17 protein-coding genes are annotated in these 16,987 nt (G+C 65.0%); 9 read left to right on the top strand and 8 right to left on the bottom strand.

What is annotated here, in order from left to right:
- Positions 1-10 precede the first annotated feature (10 nt).
- Positions 11-304, bottom strand: a complete 294-nt coding sequence (locus ACXX81_RS19555; RefSeq protein WP_003233162.1) for a hypothetical protein — start codon at positions 302-304, stop codon at positions 11-13.
- A 209-nt stretch (positions 305-513) separates the two neighbouring features.
- On the opposite strand from ACXX81_RS19555, the gene pbpC reads away from it, so the two are divergent.
- The 5 genes from pbpC to ACXX81_RS19530 all read left to right on the top strand — a co-directional run bounded on the left by pbpC (position 514) and on the right by ACXX81_RS19530 (position 5,265).
- On the top strand, positions 514-2,829 hold the full coding sequence (gene pbpC / locus ACXX81_RS19550) for a peptidoglycan glycosyltransferase PbpC (protein WP_458572231.1): 2,316 nt from the start codon (positions 514-516) through the stop codon (positions 2,827-2,829).
- Between the two features lie 159 nt (positions 2,830-2,988).
- A complete protein-coding gene (locus ACXX81_RS19545) occupies positions 2,989-3,297 on the top strand; it encodes a MazG-like family protein (RefSeq protein ID WP_003233158.1) in 309 nt (102 codons plus the stop codon).
- Complete coding sequence (locus ACXX81_RS19540; protein ID WP_209988128.1) at positions 3,290-4,039, top strand: methyltransferase domain-containing protein; 750 nt, start codon at positions 3,290-3,292, stop codon at positions 4,037-4,039. Before ACXX81_RS19545 ends, ACXX81_RS19540 begins: the two co-directional genes overlap by 8 nt.
- Before the next feature lie 24 nt (positions 4,040-4,063).
- Positions 4,064-4,684 carry a DUF4136 domain-containing protein gene (locus ACXX81_RS19535; protein WP_209988130.1) on the top strand — a complete coding sequence of 207 codons (621 nt, stop codon included), beginning with the start codon at positions 4,064-4,066 and terminating at the stop codon, positions 4,682-4,684.
- A 23-nt stretch (positions 4,685-4,707) separates the two neighbouring features.
- Positions 4,708-5,265: a DUF4136 domain-containing protein gene (locus tag ACXX81_RS19530; protein WP_209988133.1), complete on the top strand. Its 558-nt coding sequence runs from the start codon at positions 4,708-4,710 to the stop codon at positions 5,263-5,265.
- 63 nt (positions 5,266-5,328) lie between these two features.
- Here ACXX81_RS19530 and ACXX81_RS19525 read toward each other — a convergent pair whose 3' ends face one another.
- Positions 5,329-6,177, bottom strand: coding sequence for a MaoC family dehydratase (locus ACXX81_RS19525; RefSeq protein WP_458572230.1), 849 nt, complete (start codon positions 6,175-6,177; stop codon positions 5,329-5,331).
- A gap of 2 nt (positions 6,178-6,179) precedes the next feature.
- Positions 6,180-7,523 carry a 3-oxoacyl-ACP reductase gene (locus ACXX81_RS19520; protein WP_231422441.1) on the bottom strand — a complete coding sequence of 448 codons (1,344 nt, stop codon included), beginning with the start codon at positions 7,521-7,523 and terminating at the stop codon, positions 6,180-6,182.
- Between the two features lie 105 nt (positions 7,524-7,628).
- Between ACXX81_RS19520 and ACXX81_RS19515 the strand changes: the two genes are divergently transcribed.
- Positions 7,629-8,906: an acetyl-CoA C-acetyltransferase gene (locus tag ACXX81_RS19515; RefSeq protein ID WP_458572229.1), complete on the top strand. Its 1,278-nt coding sequence runs from the start codon at positions 7,629-7,631 to the stop codon at positions 8,904-8,906.
- Positions 8,907-9,040: 134 nt separating this feature from the next.
- Positions 9,041-9,940, top strand: a complete 900-nt coding sequence (locus ACXX81_RS19510; RefSeq protein ID WP_057009670.1) for a PA4780 family RIO1-like protein kinase — start codon at positions 9,041-9,043, stop codon at positions 9,938-9,940.
- Positions 9,941-10,020: 80 nt separating this feature from the next.
- On the opposite strand, the gene cueR is transcribed toward ACXX81_RS19510, so the two are convergent.
- The 3 genes from cueR to ACXX81_RS19495 form a co-directional block, all read right to left on the bottom strand.
- Positions 10,021-10,422 (bottom strand): Cu(I)-responsive transcriptional regulator, encoded by a 402-nt coding sequence (gene cueR / locus ACXX81_RS19505; RefSeq protein ID WP_322212547.1) that lies wholly within the window; start codon positions 10,420-10,422, stop codon positions 10,021-10,023.
- On the bottom strand, positions 10,419-12,611 hold the full coding sequence (locus ACXX81_RS19500; protein ID WP_458572228.1) for a heavy metal translocating P-type ATPase: 2,193 nt from the start codon (positions 12,609-12,611) through the stop codon (positions 10,419-10,421). The genes cueR and ACXX81_RS19500 overlap by 4 nt, the downstream gene beginning before the upstream one ends.
- A 72-nt stretch (positions 12,612-12,683) precedes the next feature.
- Entirely contained in the window at positions 12,684-13,064 is a 381-nt protein-coding gene (locus tag ACXX81_RS19495; protein ID WP_458572227.1) for a hypothetical protein, read from the bottom strand.
- A 204-nt stretch (positions 13,065-13,268) separates the two neighbouring features.
- Here ACXX81_RS19495 and ACXX81_RS19490 point away from each other — a divergent pair, with 204 nt between their 5' ends.
- Positions 13,269-14,462: a multidrug effflux MFS transporter gene (locus tag ACXX81_RS19490; RefSeq protein WP_209988152.1), complete on the top strand. Its 1,194-nt coding sequence runs from the start codon at positions 13,269-13,271 to the stop codon at positions 14,460-14,462.
- A gap of 4 nt (positions 14,463-14,466) precedes the next feature.
- Here ACXX81_RS19490 and ACXX81_RS19485 read toward each other — a convergent pair whose 3' ends face one another.
- Both ACXX81_RS19485 and ACXX81_RS19480 read right to left on the bottom strand, forming a co-directional pair.
- The gene (locus ACXX81_RS19485) at positions 14,467-15,480 is read right to left on the bottom strand and encodes a zinc-binding alcohol dehydrogenase family protein (RefSeq protein ID WP_458572226.1); all 1,014 of its coding nucleotides are present in this window, start codon (positions 15,478-15,480) and stop codon (positions 14,467-14,469) included.
- 37 nt (positions 15,481-15,517) lie between these two features.
- Complete coding sequence (locus tag ACXX81_RS19480) at positions 15,518-15,811, bottom strand: putative quinol monooxygenase (RefSeq protein WP_231422446.1); 294 nt, start codon at positions 15,809-15,811, stop codon at positions 15,518-15,520.
- Positions 15,812-15,928: 117 nt separating this feature from the next.
- Between ACXX81_RS19480 and vimR the strand changes: the two genes are divergently transcribed.
- Entirely contained in the window at positions 15,929-16,840 is a 912-nt protein-coding gene (gene vimR / locus ACXX81_RS19475) for a transcription regulator VimR (protein ID WP_231422456.1), read from the top strand.
- Positions 16,841-16,987: the final 147 nt, after the last annotated feature.

Raw genomic sequence — 16,987 nt, 5'->3', positions numbered from 1 at the left:
CCACAGGGGATCAGTGCACCACCCAGCTGAGCAACCACAACCCCAGCATCAGCCAGATGATCCCCATGATGATCGAGGCGCGCATGAACGCACGTACCGCCGAGTACAGCAGCATCAGGCCGATGATCAGGGTGATGATGCTGATGATCGAGGTGTCCATGCCCAGGGTGCGCGACAGGCCTTCGACAAAGTTGCCGCCGGCATGGGTCAAGGCCCCGAACAGGCCGCTGAGGCCGTCGACGATAAACCGGATCACCGAACCCAGTGCCTGGCCCAACCATTCGAAGAAGCTTTCTACCTGCATGTGTGTGTCCTGATGAGAAGGTGGGCGTGTTTGTGCCTTTGGTTGCCGATAACGCGGGCTAGTTCCCTGCAAGCATAGAGGTTTGGCGGTTTGAGTTTTCGATTAATCATGCAATTCAACGTGGGAGGGGGCTTGCTCCCGATAGCGGTGTGTCAGCGGTGAATAAGTTGGCTGGAAGGTCGCCATCGGGAGCAAGCCCCCTCCCACAGGTGCTGCGCTGGGCCTTTGCGATTGTGTTGTTGGTGATAGCGCTGCTATGGCTGGCCGACCGCCTCTGGCCCTTGCCGCTGCCCCGCGATGACCTCGCCCGTGTGGTGCTGGCCGAGGATGGCACGCCCTTGTGGCGCTTTGCCGATGCCAACGGTGTATGGCGTTACCCCGTACAAACCGGTGAAGTCTCACCGTATTACCTCGATGCACTGCTCACCTACGAAGACCGCTGGTTCTACGAGCACCCCGGCGTAAACCCGCTGGCGCTGGTGCGCGCCACCTGGCAGAACCTTACCGGCGCACGGGTGGTGTCGGGCGGCAGCACCCTGTCGATGCAGGTGGCGCGCCTGCTCGACCCGCATTCGCGCACTTGGCACGGCAAGTTGCGTCAGCTGTGGCGCACCGCGCAGCTGGAGTGGCACCTGTCCAAGGAGCAGATTCTTAACCTCTATCTCAACCGCGCGCCGTTCGGCGGTACCTTGCAGGGCGTGGCGGCGGCCAGTTGGGCGTACCTGGGCAAGTCTCCGGCGCAGCTCACCCGTGCCGAAGCCGCCTTGCTCGCGGTATTGCCCCAGGCGCCCAGCCGCCTGCGCCCGGACCGCCACCCACAGCGTGCCCAGCAGGCCCGGGACAAAGTGCTGCGCCGCCTCGCCGAGTTCCAGGTGTGGCCGCAGGCGGCGGTCGATGAGGCCCTGGAAGAACCGTTGCTGCTGGCGCCGCGCCTGGAACCGAGCCTGGCGCCGTTGCTCGCGCGTCGCCTTAACCGCCCGGACAGCCCGCCGCTGATCCGCACCACGCTGGATGCCACCCTGCAGCGCCGTCTCGAAGACCTGTTGCTGGGCTGGCGCGCGCGCCTGCCCGAGCACACCTCGGCCGCGATTCTGGTGGTGGAGGAAGAAACCATGGCCGTGCGCGCTTACCTGGGCTCGGTGGACATCAACGACGCCAGGCGCTTCGGCCATGTGGACATGATCAGCGCCCTGCGCTCGCCCGGCTCGACCTTGAAACCGTTTCTGTACGGCATGGCCCTGGACGAGGGGCTGATTCATTCCGAATCGCTGTTGCAGGACGTGCCCCGGCGCTATGGCGATTATCGCCCGGGCAATTTTTCCATGGGCTTTACCGGCGCGGTGCCGGCCAGTACCGCGCTGTCCAGTTCGTTGAATCTGCCGGCGGTGCAGTTGCTGGAAGCCTACGGGCCCAAGCGGTTTGCCGCGCAGATGCGCATCGGCGGCGTGCCCCTGGCATTGCCGGCGCTGGCCGAGCCAAACCTGGCGCTGATCCTCGGCGGCGCGGGCAGTCGCCTTGAGGATTTAGTGAGTGGCTACAGTGCGTTTGCCCGCGACGGCAAAAGCGCGACCCTCCGTTTGCAGCCGGACGACGTCTTGCGCGAGCGTCCGTTGCTGTCGCCGGGGGCCGCCTGGATTGTGCGGCGCATCCTCAGCGGCCAGGCGCGGCCCGACCGTGACCCGCGTGCCGAACTGGTGCAACGCCCGACGCTGGCCTGGAAGACTGGCACCAGCTATGGCTTTCGCGATGCCTGGGCGATTGGCGTGGGGCCGCGCTATCTGATCGGCGTGTGGATCGGCCGGCCGGACGGCACGCCGGTGCCGGGGCAGTTCGGCCTGGCGTCGGCGGCGCCGTTGATGTTGCAGGTGCACGATGTGCTGGCCAACCGCGACAGCCAGCGCGGCATCAGTGCGCCGGTCAAACCGGTGCCGGCCAATGTCGGGGTCGCGGCGATCTGCTGGCCGCTGGGCCAGCCCATGAGCCGCAGCGACCCCAATTGTCGGCGCCAGCGCTTTGCCTGGACGCTGGACAACACCACGCCGCCGACCCTGCAGGCGCTGGACCAGCCGCTGAGCGTGGGCCTCAAGGAAAGCGTGTGGGTCAACGCCAAGGGCTTGCGCGTCGACGCCCATTGCCCCGGCGCGGTCGCCCGGGACATTGCCCTGTGGCCCGCGCCGCTGGAACCGTGGCTGCCGAAGGTGGAGCGCCGTGAAGCGCGGATTCCGGCGGCGGACCCGGATTGCCCGCCGCCGGCACTGGCGGCGGCGTCGCCGTTGTCGATTGTCGGCGTGCGCGAAGGTGACCAGCTGCGCCTGCCGGCCGCCAGCCAGCAGGCGCTGCGCCTGAAGCTATCGGCGCTGGGGGGCAGTGGTCGGCGCTGGTGGTTCCTCAACGGTGCGCCGCTGGGGGACAGTGCCAACCAGGACAGCATCAATGCCAGCTTTGATCGGCTCGGGCGTTATCAGCTCAGTGTGCTGGATGAGGCCGGGCAGACGGCCAGGATTGAGTTCAGCGTTGTTGATTAAGGCCTCATCGGGAGCAAGCCCCCTCCCACATTGTGTGGTGTGAATACCTTCAACTGTGGGAGGGGGCTTGCTCCCGATAGCGTCCTGAAGGCCAGCGCAGGCTATTCACTTGCCTTCAAGCTCCATCCCCCTGAAGCTATACCCCTTCAGGAGCCCAGCATGAACCTCGAACACCTCACCGAACGCCTGCACCGCATCCGCGATACCAACGACTGGAAGCAGTTCCACAGCCCGAAAAACCTGGCCATGGCTGCCAGTGTGGAAATGGCCGAGCTGGTGGAAATCTTCCAATGGCTCAGCGAAGACCAGTCGCGCCAGCTACCGCCGGAAAAGCTCGCCCATGCCGGGCAGGAAGTCGGCGATATCGTGTTGTACCTGCTGCTGCTGTGCAGCGAACTGGGCCTGGACATGGACGCGGTGGTGCGCGCCAAGCTGGCCGACAGCGAACGGCGGTTTGCCCATGAGTGACCGCCACTTCGACCAGTTGGCCACGCGCTTCGCCGAGAAGATCTACGGCGGCGCCAAAGGCGCCATCCGCCTGGCGGTGCTCCAGGCCGACCTCGCCGAGGCCTTGCCGCAGCGCCCATTGCGGGTGCTGGACATCGGCGCGGGGCTGGGCCACATGTCGCTGTGGCTGGCCGAACGCGGCCACACGGTGACGCTGGCCGAACCCGCCGCGCCAATGCTCGACGGCGCGCGCCAGCGTTTCGCCGAGGCCGGGCAGAGCGCAACCTTCATTCATGCGCCCTGGCAGGATCTGCCCGGCCAGCTCACCGAGCGCTACGACCTGGTGCTGTGCCACGCCGTGCTGGAGTGGCTGGCCGAACCTCACGCGATCCTGCCGGTGCTGCACCAGTTGACCGTGCCGGGTGGCTGGCTGTCGCTGGCGTTCTACAATCGCGATGCGCTGATCTACCGCAACCTGCTCAAGGGCCACTTTCGCAAGATGCGCAACAATGACATGGCCGGTGAGAAGCAGAGCCTCACCCCCCAGCAACCCCTCGATCCACGGGAACTGGCGGCGCAACTCGCCGGCGCGTGGCAGGTCGAAAGCCAAAGCGGTGTCAGAGTGTTTCACGATTACATGCCGGTGGAATTCCAGGCCCGCGCCCAGTTGCAGGACCTGGTCGAGATGGAGCTCGCTCATCGTCGTCACCCAGCCTTTGCCGGACTTGGGCGCTATTTGCACTGGATGTGCCGTCCGGTTTAAGCACGCCAGTGTGCGGAGGTCCAAATGCGTCGTCTCGGTTTGATCCTGTTATCCCTGGGGTTGGGCGCCTGTTCCAGCCCCAACCCTTACGTGGCCAGTTCGGCGCCGATGCCGCCGGCACCTGCGCAGGCGGCCAACGTGTTCGATGCCAGCGCGTATCCGGCGCCCGTGCGCGACTACGGCGCCTACCGCAATTGGGCCTGGCGCAACGGCCAGCTCCCGGCGGGCAGTGCCTGGGCGGATTCGGCGCAGATTGCCGAGGCGGTCAGCGGTGCGCTGGACCAGCGTGGCTTGCGCCCGCTGCATGATAACCGTGCGCCGGACCTGTTGGTCAGCGCCGACGTGCACACGGAAAGGCGCCTGCGGCAGGTGCGCGATGATTATGAATACGGCGGGGGTTACGGCGGCGGCTACGGCGGTTACAACCGCTATGGCAATCGCTACGGCATGTACAACTCGGCACCGCTGGTGCGCACCTATGAAGTGCAGGTGGTTGTGGTGCGGGTCGACCTGTTCGACGCGCGCAGCGGCCAGCCGGTGTGGAGTGCCAGCGCGGAGACCGGCAGCTCGGGCAGCCTGGGCGAGCGCGCCGATGCGTTGCGCCAGGCGGTGCAAAAGGCGCTGACGGCGTATCCTCCGCATTAACGCTAGGGTCTGGGAGAATCACCATGTTTGGACGTATCGCTGTGCTTGCCGTTGTCCTGCTGCTGGGCGGTTGCCAGAGCGGCCAGGTCAACCACGATTTTGACGCCAGCCGAGACTTCGGCGCCTACCGCAGCTGGGCCTGGAAAGACCCGGCCCTGCAATACAGCCCGGATGATCCGCGCATCAAGAGCGACCTCACCGAACAGCGCATCCGCCAGGCCGTGGGCGAGCAACTGGACCAGCGCGGCCTGCGCGCTGCCGCGCCAGGCGCGCGGGCCGACCTGCGTGTGCAGGCCTACCTGATCGTCGAAGATCGCCAGCAACAAGTCACCACTAATTACGGCGGCCCGTGGGGCAACCCGTGGAACGGCTACTGGGGCGCGCCGATGTACAACGAAACGCGCAACCTCACCTACAAGGTGGCGACCCTGCAGATCGATCTGCTCGACGGCAAGGACGGCAAGCTGGTGTGGCGCGGCAGCGACGAGCAACTGATGGCCAGCTCGCCCAACCCGCAGGATCGCGACAAAGCCATACGCACCACGGTGGCGCGAATCCTCTCCAGCTACCCGCCCCGTTAAAGACACCCCAGCTCCAGTATGTGAATGGGGTTCATGTGGGAGGGAGCAAGCCCCCTCCCACATTCAAGCAATGGGTCGCCAGGTGCCGACCATGTGTTCGATATCACCCGCACCTTTGAGCTGCAATTCACCGCTGGCCCCCGGTGCGCTGGCAGATAGCGTCACTTCGCCGGGCAGACGCACCGGCTTTTTGAACGCCACGTCGATCTCCACATTCGCCGCAGGCAAGTGCTCTCCCAGCGCGGCAAGCAGGCGCGCCTTGTTCCACAAGCCATGGGCGATGGCCTGGGGGAAGCCGAACAGTTTGGCGGTGAGCGCGCTCAGGTGGATCGGGTTGTAGTCGCCGGACACCCGTGCATAGCGTCGACCTATGTCGGCCGGAGCTTTCCAGCGGGTCAGTTCGCTGACGTCCACGGGCGCGGGCCGCGTGTCATCCGGCGCTTCACCGTCGAGCTTGACGCCTCGGCACAGCATGCGGCTCTCGGCTTGCCACAGCAGGCCGAGGGCATCGTGGGCGGTGGTCACCAGATCGAAAGTGGCACCCTTGGCGTGGGGCTGGAGATTTTCGGCATGCACCGCCAGGGTCAGCTCGCTGACACTGCCCAGGGGCCGATGCAGGCGAATGCGATTACTCAGGTGGATCAGCCCCAGCAAGGGAAACGGGAACTGCCGGTCGGTGAGCAGTTGCATTTGCAGGCCGAACGCGAGGATATGCGGGTAAGTCGCCGGCAATATCGGCCCGTCGGCAAAACCGCAGACCTTGCGATACGCCGCCACGTGCCGTGGCTCAAGGCTGACCCGGCAGCGCAGGCCCTTGTCGGGCAGCGTGCTGCCGCTGATCTTGCGCTTGAGCGCCGCGCGCCAGTACAGCGGCGGAAGAAACGGCGGGCTGTCCAGTGTTTGCCAATCCATGCTTACGCTCCCAGAAGACTTTGCCCACAGACCCGCAGGGCCTGGCCGGTGACCGCGCCGGACCCCGGCTGGCCAAGCCATGCCACGGCTTCGGCGACATCCTGGGGCAGGCCGCCCTGGCCCAGTGAACTCATGCGTCGCCCGGCCTCACGCAGGCCGAACGGAATATGCGCGGTCATCTGGGTTTCGATAAACCCCGGCGCCACGGCATTGATGCTGATGCCTCGTTGTTGCAACAGCGGTGCCCAGGCCTGGGCCAGGCCGATCAGGCCGGCCTTGCTCGCGGCGTAGTTGGTCTGCCCGCGGTTGCCGGCGATGCCGCTGATGGAGGCCAGCAGCACCACGCGCGCGTTGTCGTGCAGGGTGCCGCTGTCGAGCAGGGCCTTGGTCAGCACCTGCGGCGCATTGAGATTGACCGCCAGCACGGCGTCCCAGTATTCCGGGGTCATGTTGGCCAGGGTCTTGTCGCGGGTGATGCCGGCGTTGTGCACCAGGATGTCGAGGCCGTCGGGCAGGTGTTCGATCAGTTGGGCGGCGGCGTCTTCGGCGCAGATATCCAGGGTGATGGTGCGCGCGCTCAGGCGCGCGGCCAGGGCGTCGAGGTCGGCCTTGGCCTGGGGCACGTCCAGCAGGATCACCTCGGCGCCATCGCGGGCCAGGGTTTCGGCGATGGAGGCGCCAATCCCGCGTGCGGCGCCGGTGACCAGTGCCTTGCGCCCGGCCAGTGGGCGCGTCCAGTCCTCCACTGGCGTTGCGCAGGCTTGCAGGCGCAGCACCTGGCCCGAGATGTAGGCGCTTTTGGGCGAGAGGAAAAACCTCAGCGCACCTTCCAACTGGTCTTCAGCCCCCGCGCCGACATACAGCAACTGCAGCACACCGCCGCTGCGCAACTCCTTGGCCAGGGAACGGCTGAACCCTTCGAGGGCGCGCTGGGCGCTGGCGGCAAACGGATCGTCGAGGCTTTCCGGCGCGCGACCGAGGATCACCAGGTGGGCGCTGTGGTCGAGGTTCTTCAGCAGCGGCTGGAAGAACTCGCGCAGTTGCTTGAGCTGATCGGTGTGCTGCAAGCCGCTGGCGTCGAACACCACTGCCTTGAGTTTGGGACCGTGGCCGGGAATCCAGGTCGAGGCCTCGGTGCCATAGCGGTAAGTGGCGTCGGTAAATTTGTGGGCAAACGCCTGCACCTTGTCGGCCAGCGCGCCGCCGCTCAGCAACAGCGCACCCTCCACCGGGCGCAGGCGCCCGGCTTGCCAGCGTTCCAGGCGCACCGGTGACGGCAGGCCAATGGCGGCGACCAGGCGATGGCCGAGGCTTGAGTTGGCGAAGTCGATATAACGGTCAGACATGGAACGCTCTCCGAAGGCTGGGGTTCAAAAGGTTGACCATTCCAGGGTAGCAGTCGTTCGACTAGGCTCAGTGATCCAGCCCGCAACCGACAGAGGGAGCTTCTTATGACTCAATTGCGCCGTGTGGCGATCATTGGCGGTAACCGCATTCCGTTCGCCCGCTCCAATGGCCCTTACGCCACGGCGAGCAACCAGGCGATGCTGACCGCTGCGCTGGAAGGCCTGATCGAACGCTACGACCTGCACGGCCAGCGCATTGGCGAAGTGGTTGCCGGCGCTGTGCTCAAGCATTCGCGCGACTTCAACCTCACCCGCGAGTGCGTGCTGGGCTCGCGGCTGTCGCCGCAGACGCCGGCCTATGACATCCAGCAGGCCTGCGGCACGGGGCTGGAGGCGGCGTTGCTGGTGGCCAACAAGATCGCTCTGGGCCAGATCGAGTGCGGTATTGCCGGCGGCGTCGACACTACTTCGGACGCGCCGATTGGCGTGAATGAAGGGCTGCGCAAGATCCTGCTGCAGGCCAATCGCGCCAGGTCCATGGCGGATAAATTAAAAGTCCTGTTACAACTTCGCCCGCAGCACCTCAAGCCCGAGCTGCCGCGCAATGGCGAACCGCGCACCAAAATGTCGATGGGCCAGCACTGTGAATTGATGGCGCAGACCTGGCAGATCCCCCGCGCCGAGCAGGACCAACTGGCCCTTGAGAGTCATCGCAAAATGGCCGCCGCCTATGCCGAAGGCTGGCACAACGATTTGCTCACACCGTTTATGGGGCTCACCCGTGATAACAACCTGCGCCCCGACCTGACCCTGGAAAAACTCGCCGCGCTCAAGCCTGCCTTCGAGCGCAGTGAAAAAGGCACGCTCACCGCCGGCAACTCCACGCCGCTCACCGATGGTGCGTCCCTGGTGTTGCTGGGCAGCGAAGCCTGGGCCCGTGAGCGCGGCTTGCCGATTCTGGCGTACCTGCGCGACGGCGAAGCGGCGGCGGTGGATTTCGTCAACGGCGCCGAAGGCCTGTTGATGGCGCCGGTGTACGCGGTGCCGCGGCTGTTGGCGAGGAATGGTCTGACGCTGCAGGACTTTGATTACTACGAAATCCACGAAGCGTTCGCCGCCCAGGTACTGTGCACGCTCAAGGCCTGGGAAGACGCCGACTATTGCCGGACGCACCTGGGGCTGGACACGCCGCTGGGGGCTATCGACCGCAGCCGGCTGAACGTCAAGGGCAGCTCCCTGGCCGCCGGGCACCCGTTTGCGGCCACCGGTGGGCGGATCGTCGCCAACCTGGCCAAGTTGCTCGACGCGGCGGGCAAGGGGCGCGGCTTGATTTCGATCTGCGCCGCAGGTGGGCAGGGGGTAACTGCCATCATTGAACGCTGATGGGCAGTGAAATTGGCACACAGGATGCATTCTTGGGTGGTCAAAGGTCGGTCGCCTCTCCCACCGGCGCGCCGATTGCCGTATAACGAGTGCCATACGCGTATTTGGTAATAAAGGACCCACAATAAAAGCTGATGAAGACTCCTAAACGCATTGAACCCCTGATCGAAGACGGTCTGGTCGACGAAGTGCTGCGCCCTCTGATGAGTGGTAAAGAAGCAGCTGTTTATGTGGTGCGCTGCGGCAACGAATTGCGTTGCGCCAAGGTTTACAAGGAGGCGAATAAACGAAGTTTTCGTCAGGCGTCCGAATACCAGGAGGGCCGCAAGGTCCGCAACAGCCGCCAGGCCCGGGCCATGGCCAAGGGCTCCAAGTTCGGCAAGAAAGAAACCGAAGACGCCTGGCAGAACGCGGAAGTGGCGGCATTGTTCCGTCTGGCCGGTGCGGGCGTTCGCGTGCCCAAGCCGTACGACTTCCTCGAAGGCGTGCTGTTGATGGAACTGGTGGCCGATGAATACGGTGATGCGGCGCCGCGTCTGAACGACGTGACCCTGGACCCGGATCAGGCGCGCGAATACCACGCCTTCCTGATCTCCCAGATCGTACTGATGCTGTGTACCGGCCTGGTGCACGGTGACCTGTCCGAGTTCAACGTACTGCTCACGCCGACGGGCCCGGTGATCATCGACCTGCCCCAGGCGGTGGATGCGGCGGGCAACAACCACGCGTTCAGCATGCTCGAGCGCGATGTAGGCAACATGGCGTCCTACTTCGGGCGCTTTGCCCCGGAGTTGAAGGCGACCAAATACGCCAAGGAAATGTGGGCGTTGTACGAAGCCGGCACCCTGCACCCGGCCAGTGTATTGACCGGTGAGTTCGACGAGCCGGAAGAGCTGGCGGACGTGGGCGGTGTGATCCGCGAGATCGAAGCGGCGCGGCTGGATGAAGCGCGCAAGCAGGCGATTCGGGCGGCGGATGATGCGCCACCGAGCAAGGGATCCGACGAGCCACCGCCGCCGCCCTGGATGCAGTGATCTTCAGATAAATGAAGATTAAAAATGTGGGAGGGAGCAAGCCCCCTCCTACATTGGTTCGTGGTGTGTCATTAAGATCTTCAGGCGCAACAGCTTCCGGACGCCAATTCCTTGAGGATCGGGCAGTCCGGCCTGTGGTCGCCCTGGCAGTGATCCATCAGGTCCTGCAGGGTGTCGCGCAGTTGCCCAAGCTCCAGAATCTTCTGGTTCAACGCCTCGATATGCTGACGCGCCAGTGCCTTTACATCGGCGCTGGCGCGTTGCCGGTCCTGCCACAGGGTCAGCAACTTGCCGACCTCTTCCAATGAAAACCCAAGGTCCCGCGAGCGTTTGATGAACGCCAGGGTGTGCAGGTCCTGCGCGCCGTATACGCGGTAACCACTGTCGGTGCGCTGGGCGGCTTCGAGCAGGCCGATGGCTTCGTAGTAGCGAATCATCTTTGCGCTCAGGCCACTGTGGCGAGCGGCTTGGCCGATGTTCATGGGTGTTTGTCCTCCAGGTGCTGCGGTTTCCAGGTGTTCAACAGTAGCGCATTGCTCACCACGCTGACGCTGGACAAGGCCATCGCCGCGCCGGCAATCACCGGGTTGAGCAGGCCGAATGCCGCCAGCGGAATGCCGATTACGTTAAACACAAAGGCCCAGAACAGGTTCTGGCGGATTTTTGCACAGGTTTTGCGGCAGATTTGCAGCGCCGCCGGCACCAGGCGCGGGTCGCCGCGCATCAGGGTGATACCGGCGGCGTGCATGGCCACATCGGTGCCACCGCCCATGGCAATGCCGATATCGGCAGCGGCCAGGGCCGGGGCGTCGTTGATGCCGTCGCCGATCATGGCCACTACGCCGGTTTTTTTCAGTTGCGCGATGATGGCGGCCTTCTCGGCGGGCAGCACCTGTGCGTACACGTCCTCAATGCCCAGCGCCTGGGCCACGGCCTGCGCGCTGCCGCGATTGTCGCCGGTGAGCAAGTGGCAGCCGATGTGTTGCGCTTTGAGCGCCTGCACCGCCGCCAGCGCGCCGGGCTTGAGCGTATCGCCAAAGGCGAACAGCCCGAGCACGCGCGGTTGCGCACCTTGCTCGATCAGCCAGGACAGGGTGCGGCCTTCGGCTTCCCAAGCGCTGGCGCGGGTTGCCAGTTCGCCTGCGCTCAAGCCGTGTTCCTGCAGCATGCGCGTGTTGCCCAACGCCAGTTGCCGACCGTCAACGGTGCCGGTCATGCCGCGCCCGGTGAGGGATTGGCTGGCACTCGCGTCGGCGACGGGCAGTCCCTGTTCGTTGCAGGCATCCAGTACCGCCCTGGCCAACGGGTGCTGGCTGCCACGTTGCAACGCGCCGGCCTGTTGCAGCAGCTGTGACGCGTTGCCCACCACCGCCACCAGGTGCGCGATGGTTGGCGCGCCGCTGGTGAGGGTGCCGGTCTTGTCGAACACCACAGTGCTTACGGCATGGGCGCGCTCCAGCGCTTCGGCGTCCTTGATCAGAATGCCGTGATGCGCGGCGACGCCGGTGCCGGCCATGATCGCGGTGGGCGTGGCCAACCCCAGGGCGCAGGGGCAGGCGATCACCAGCACGGCGACCGCATTGATGATCGCGGTTTCCAGCGGCGCGCCGTACAGCCACCAGCCCACCAGGGTGACCAACGCCAGCGCCAGCACCGCCGGGACGAACACCTGGCTGACTTTATCCACCTGTTTCTGGATGGGTGCCTTCGCCGCCTGGGCGTCTTCCACCAGGCGAATGATCCGCGCCAGCACGCTTTCTGCGCCAATGGCCAGGGTGCGCACCAGCAGGCGGCCTTCGCCGTTGATGGCGCCGCCGGTAACCGGGTCGCCCGGCTGTTTGGGCACCGGCAGGCTTTCGCCGCTGATCAGTGCTTCGTCGGCGTGGCTGTGGCCGTCCACCACTTCACCGTCCACCGGGAAGCGCTCGCCGGGTTTGACCATGACCAGGTCGTGGCGCTTGAGCTGGTGGATGGCGACGCTTTCTTCACGTCCGTCCCGCACGCGCACCGCCCGCTCCGGGCGCAGCGCCTCCAGGGCACGGATGGCGCTGGCAGTCTGGCGCTTGGCGCGGCTTTCCAGGTGTTTGCCGAGCAGCACCAGGGCGATCACCACCGCAGATGCTTCGAAATACAAGTGCGGCGCGGTGGCGCTCAGCCACTGATGAATGCTCAGGCCATACGCGGCGCTGGTGCCAATGGCCACCAGCAGGTCCATGTTGCCGCTGCCGGCCCGCACGGCCTTCCAGGCGGCGCTGTAAAAACGCGCGCCGAGGATGAACTGCACCGGCGTGGCCAGGGCGAACTGTGCCCAGGCCGGGAGCATCCAGTGCAGGCCGAAGGGTTGCACCAGCATCGGCAGCACCAGGGGCAACGCCAGCGCAATCGCCAGCAGCAACGCCCAACGCTCGCGGTGCTGGCGCCGGGCCTGGTCGGCCTGAGTATCAATGTCGGATTGGGGCAGGGTGGCGGTGTAGCCGGCCTTGTCGATGGCGGCGATCAATACGCCAGGGTCCATTGGGCCGAGTACTTGGACATGGGCGCGTTCGTTGGCCAGGTTGACGCTGACGCTGTGCACCCCCGGCACCTGGCCCAGCGCGCGTTCGACCCGGCCGGCACAACTGGCGCAACTCATGCCGCTGATGGGCAGGTCGAAGGTGGTGGATCGGTTCATGGGGCAAGTCCTCCAAGGGAAGTTGCCCCCAAGCATCAACCTTGACCTGTGGGGAAGGTCAAGGTTGATGTTTCAGTAATCGAGTTCGGCCGCCTTGAGGTACATGCCGTCCGGCCCCTGGGCAATACGCAACTTGCGTATGTCGCCGGCCTTGAGCGTGATGTTCTGCGCGGGCGGCGCAAGCAGGCCCGGCAGGCAACCCGGGGTCTGGCCCGGCAGCAGCTTGAGGCGCAGCGACACGTCGCCCGGCGGCAGGTTGAACGAGGTGGACTCTTCCTGGAACAGGCGGCCGGCCAGTTGGTCCTGGATGTAGAGGCCGATTTCGCAGGTGGTCGGCACTTCCAGGCGTTCACGGGAAATGATCAGCACTGCGTAATCCTGTGCGGCACTGGCCAGGGGCGCAGCGGTAGGCAGGCTCAGCAGGCCGGCAACGGCGAAATACGACCAGCGCATGGCGAATGCTCCGTGGTTCAGATGCAAAGAGAGGTGCAGCTTGGCCGACCGCGCGTGCAAATACCAGCCCGGCCGATGTTGCTGGAACTTGATGGGAAGAAGGCGACAGGGGCATCTGAACTTCAATAGTTAGCGAGCTATCGTTCTATCCAAGAAACCCACCCGCAGCTAGACTATCGGGCTGCCGACTCACTTGGGTGTCTGATGAACCTTCGCATAATCCTGATCCTGGGCGCCTTGAGCGCCTTCGCGCCGTTGTCGATCGATTTTTACCTGCCGGGCTTTCCGGCGATGGCCACGGCGTTTGCCACCGATGAAAAGCATATCCAGCTGACCCTGGCGGTGTATTTCGCAGGCCTGGCCATTGGTCAATTGATCTACGGCCCGCTGGCCGACCGCTTCGGGCGCCGGGTGCCGCTGCTCAGCGGCGTGATTCTGTTTACCCTCGCGTCTTGCGCCTGTGCGTATGCGCCGTCCCTGGAATGGCTGATTGGCGCGCGCTTCGTGCAGGCCCTGGGCGGGTGCGCGGGCATGGTGATTTCCCGCGCGGTGGTCAGTGACAAGTGCGATGCCATAGGCTCGGCCAAGGTGTATTCGCAACTGATGCTGGTGACCGGCCTGGCGCCGATCCTGGCGCCGTTGGCGGGCGGGGTCATGGTCGGCTTGTGGGGCTGGCAGTCGATCTTTCTGGCGTTGTCGCTGTTCAGCGCACTGGCCGCCATCGCGGTGGCGGTGGGGTTGCCGGAAACCTTCCCGGCCCATCAAGCGCGCCAACCGTTGTCCGGATCGTTGCGTCGTTACGCCGCGCTGCTCTCGGACCGTGTCTACCTCGGTTACGCGCTGACCGGCGGTATCTCGATTGCCGGGATGTTTGCCTACATCGCCGGGTCGCCTTTCGTCTTCATCAAGCTCTATGGCGTGGCGCCCGAGCACTACGGCTGGCTGTTCGGCTCCAATGCGGCGGGCTTTATCCTGATGGCGCAGGTGAATGCGCGGCTGCTGGCCAAGCGTGGGCCGGCGTTCCTGCTGTCGCGTACCGTATGGTTGTATGCGTTGGCGGCGCTGACGCTGTTGGGCATCGCCGCGTTGCGCACCGAGGCGCTGTGGCCGTTGCTGGTGCCGCTGTTTATCTGCATCGCCAGCCTGGGCTGTATTTTGCCGAACACCTCGGCCTGTGCCATGACCGGGCAGGGCGCCCGGGCCGGCAGTGCTTCGGCGTTGCTGGGGTGCATTCAGTTCGGCGTGGCGGCGGGGGCCGCGTCGTTGGTGGGGGTGTTGCACGATGGCACCGCGCTGCCGATGGCGATGGTCATCAGCCTGTGCGGTGTACTCGCGGTGACCATTGCCGTGTCGACCCAGCGCCTGCAACGGGCGCGGGCCGAGCAGGCGCAGGTCTGACCGATCAGAACCCTTCGAGCACGATCTTGCCCTTGGCCTTGCCGCTTTCGAGCAACGCGTGGGCGCGGCGCAGGTTGTCGGCGTTGATCACGCCGAAGTGCTCGCCCAGTGTGGTTTTCAGGGTGCCGTCGTCGATCAGGTCGGCGACGCGGTTGAGCAGGTTGTGTTGCTCGATCATGTCCGGTGTTTCGAACATCGAGCGGGTGTACATGAACTCCCAGTGCAGCGACAGGCTCTTGCGCTTGAGCGTGCTCACGTCCAGCGCCTTGGGGTCGTCGATCAGCGCCAGTTTGCCCTGGGGCTGCAGCGCTTCCACCAGTTGCGCCAGGTGATGCTCGGTCTGGGTCAGGCTGGCGACGTGGGTCACCTGCGGGTGGCCGGCCTGTTGCAGGGCCTGGCTCAGCGGTTGGCTATGGTCGATCACCAGGTGGGCGCCGAGGTCTTTGGCGCAGGCCTGGGTTTCCGGGCGCGAGGCGGTGCCGATCACTTTCAGTGCGGTAAGCCGGCTGGCCAACTGGGTGAGGATCGAGCCCACGCCCCCGGCGGCGCCGACGATCAGCAGGCTCTGGCCTTCATCTGTTTGACCTTCACGCACCTGCAGGCGCTCGAACAGCAGTTCCCAGGCGGTGATGGCGGTCAGGGGCAGGGCGGCCGCTTCGGCGAAACTCAGGCGTTTGGGCATGTGCCCGACGATGCGTTCGTCGACGGTGTGCAGCTCGCTGTTGCCGCCCGGGCGCACCAGGGAGCCGGCGTAGAACACCTTGTCACCGGGCTTGAACAGCGTCACGTCGCTGCCGACCGCCTTGACCACGCCCGCCACGTCCCAGCCCAGCACCTTGGCGGCGCCGTCCTGCGGGGTGACGTTCTGGCGGATCTTGGTATCGACCGGGTTGACCGAGATGGCTTTGACTTCCACCAGCAGGTCGCGCGGGCCGGCGACGGGTTCGGGCAGTTCGATGTCCTGCAGGGATTTTGGATCGTTGATCGGCAGTGAAGCGTAATAGGCGATGGCTTTCATGGGGGCTCCGCAAAAGGATGATGGGAAGGTGCGGTGATCAGGCGAGCAATGTCAGGCGCTTGAGTTCGAAATGTTCGATCACATCGGCGGCCTTGGCGCGAAAGCTCTGGATATGTGCGCTCTGGTCGTGGTCGGCCAGGGCGGCGTCGTCGCTCCAGCGTTCGAGCATGTAGAAGGTCTGCGGGTGTTGCAGGTCCTGGTGCAGGTCGTATTGCTCGCAACCGGCTTCAAGGCGGGTGGGCTCCAACAGCTCGCGCAGGAGTTTTTCCAGGGTGTCCTGCTGGTCGGGCTTGGCGATCAGCGTGGCAATGACGTTAAAGGCGGTGGACATGGTCGACTCCAGATACGTGATGAGCGGGATGCACAGATGATTGGCTATTTGCAGGGCGGATAAAAGCCGCTAAAACAGAGGTCTGTTTCAATATAATTTTGATAATGGGTGGGTTTGATGCTGCGTTTTGATGATTTGCAGCTGTTTGTACGCGCCGCGGACCTGGGCAGTCTGTCGGCGGCGGCGCGGGTGATGGACCTGTCACCGGCAGTGGCGAGTGCCGCCCTCAAGCGCATCGAGCAGCAACTGGGCGCGCGCTTGCTGGCGCGTTCCACCCGCAGCCTGCGCCTGACGGCCGAGGGTGAGGGCTTTCTGGACTACGCGCGCACCGCGTTGGGTGCGCTGGAGGACGGACGGCGTCATCTGGCCAGCGGCCAGGACCACGTCAGCGGTGTGCTGCAACTGTCGGCGCCTTCGGATTTCGGCCGCAACCTGCTGTTGCCGTGGCTGGATGAGTTCCAGCGCGAGCACCCGCAACTGAATATCCGTCTGCTGCTGGGCGACCGTATTGCCGACCTGTTTCGCCAGCCGGTGGACATTGCCCTGCGTTATGGCGAGCCCGAGGATTCCAGCCTGGTCGCGCTGCCTGTTGCGCCGGACAATATCCGCGTGCTTTGCGCCGCGCCCAGCTATCTCGCGCGGCATGGCGAGCCGCAGCATCTGGAGCAACTGGCCCAGCACAATTGCCTGCTGTATATGCTCGGCACCCGCGTGCACGATCAATGGGGCTTTCACGACGGCAAGCGCAAGGTCGGCCTGACGGTTACGGGCGATCGCTTCAGTGACGACGCCGATGTGGTGCGGCGCTGGGCAGTGGCGGGCATGGGCATTGCCTACAAGTCCTGGCTGGATGTGAGCGCCGAGGTGCTGACCGGGCGCCTGCGCCTGATTCTGCCGGCGCTGCGCGGCGAGGGCACGCCCCTCAATCTGCTGTGCGCACACCGTGCGCAATTGAGCAAGCCCATCAACCTGCTGCGGGAAATGCTCGTGTCCCGCTGTGCGACATTGACGGCGCAAATGCCCGGATGAATGCGTGCGACGTAAAACCTTCCATCAATGTCGGAAATTTCACTCAGCTTATGTCCCTATCCATACTGTAAGACCCCATGGAACCGGCACTTTGGGTGCCTGTACTCTGGCGGCAACCGCATCAGAAAAATGCGTCAACAGGGAGTG

Source organism: Pseudomonas sp. GNP013 (genome assembly GCF_054343995.1).
Note: the sequence above shows the minus strand (reverse complement) of the source record. Positions and strands in the feature narration are given on the sequence as shown.

What these genes read in the sequence shown, in the direction of transcription:
- ACXX81_RS19555 (WP_003233162.1), bottom strand. Translation starts at nt 304, where the DNA reads ATGCAGGTAGAAAGCTTCTTCGAATGGTTGGGCCAGGCACTGGGTTCG.
- ACXX81_RS19545 (WP_003233158.1), top strand. Translation starts at nt 2,989, where the DNA reads ATGAACCTCGAACACCTCACCGAACGCCTGCACCGCATCCGCGATACC.
- ACXX81_RS19540 (WP_209988128.1), top strand. Translation starts at nt 3,290, where the DNA reads ATGAGTGACCGCCACTTCGACCAGTTGGCCACGCGCTTCGCCGAGAAG.
- ACXX81_RS19535 (WP_209988130.1), top strand. Translation starts at nt 4,064, where the DNA reads ATGCGTCGTCTCGGTTTGATCCTGTTATCCCTGGGGTTGGGCGCCTGT.
- ACXX81_RS19530 (WP_209988133.1), top strand. Translation starts at nt 4,708, where the DNA reads ATGTTTGGACGTATCGCTGTGCTTGCCGTTGTCCTGCTGCTGGGCGGT.
- ACXX81_RS19525 (WP_458572230.1), bottom strand. Translation starts at nt 6,177, where the DNA reads ATGGATTGGCAAACACTGGACAGCCCGCCGTTTCTTCCGCCGCTGTAC.
- ACXX81_RS19520 (WP_231422441.1), bottom strand. Translation starts at nt 7,523, where the DNA reads ATGTCTGACCGTTATATCGACTTCGCCAACTCAAGCCTCGGCCATCGC.
- ACXX81_RS19515 (WP_458572229.1), top strand. Translation starts at nt 7,629, where the DNA reads ATGACTCAATTGCGCCGTGTGGCGATCATTGGCGGTAACCGCATTCCG.
- ACXX81_RS19510 (WP_057009670.1), top strand. Translation starts at nt 9,041, where the DNA reads ATGAAGACTCCTAAACGCATTGAACCCCTGATCGAAGACGGTCTGGTC.
- cueR (WP_322212547.1), bottom strand. Translation starts at nt 10,422, where the DNA reads ATGAACATCGGCCAAGCCGCTCGCCACAGTGGCCTGAGCGCAAAGATG.
- ACXX81_RS19500 (WP_458572228.1), bottom strand. Translation starts at nt 12,611, where the DNA reads ATGAACCGATCCACCACCTTCGACCTGCCCATCAGCGGCATGAGTTGC.
- ACXX81_RS19495 (WP_458572227.1), bottom strand. Translation starts at nt 13,064, where the DNA reads ATGCGCTGGTCGTATTTCGCCGTTGCCGGCCTGCTGAGCCTGCCTACC.
- ACXX81_RS19490 (WP_209988152.1), top strand. Translation starts at nt 13,269, where the DNA reads ATGAACCTTCGCATAATCCTGATCCTGGGCGCCTTGAGCGCCTTCGCG.
- ACXX81_RS19485 (WP_458572226.1), bottom strand. Translation starts at nt 15,480, where the DNA reads ATGAAAGCCATCGCCTATTACGCTTCACTGCCGATCAACGATCCAAAA.
- ACXX81_RS19480 (WP_231422446.1), bottom strand. Translation starts at nt 15,811, where the DNA reads ATGTCCACCGCCTTTAACGTCATTGCCACGCTGATCGCCAAGCCCGAC.
- vimR (WP_231422456.1), top strand. Translation starts at nt 15,929, where the DNA reads ATGCTGCGTTTTGATGATTTGCAGCTGTTTGTACGCGCCGCGGACCTG.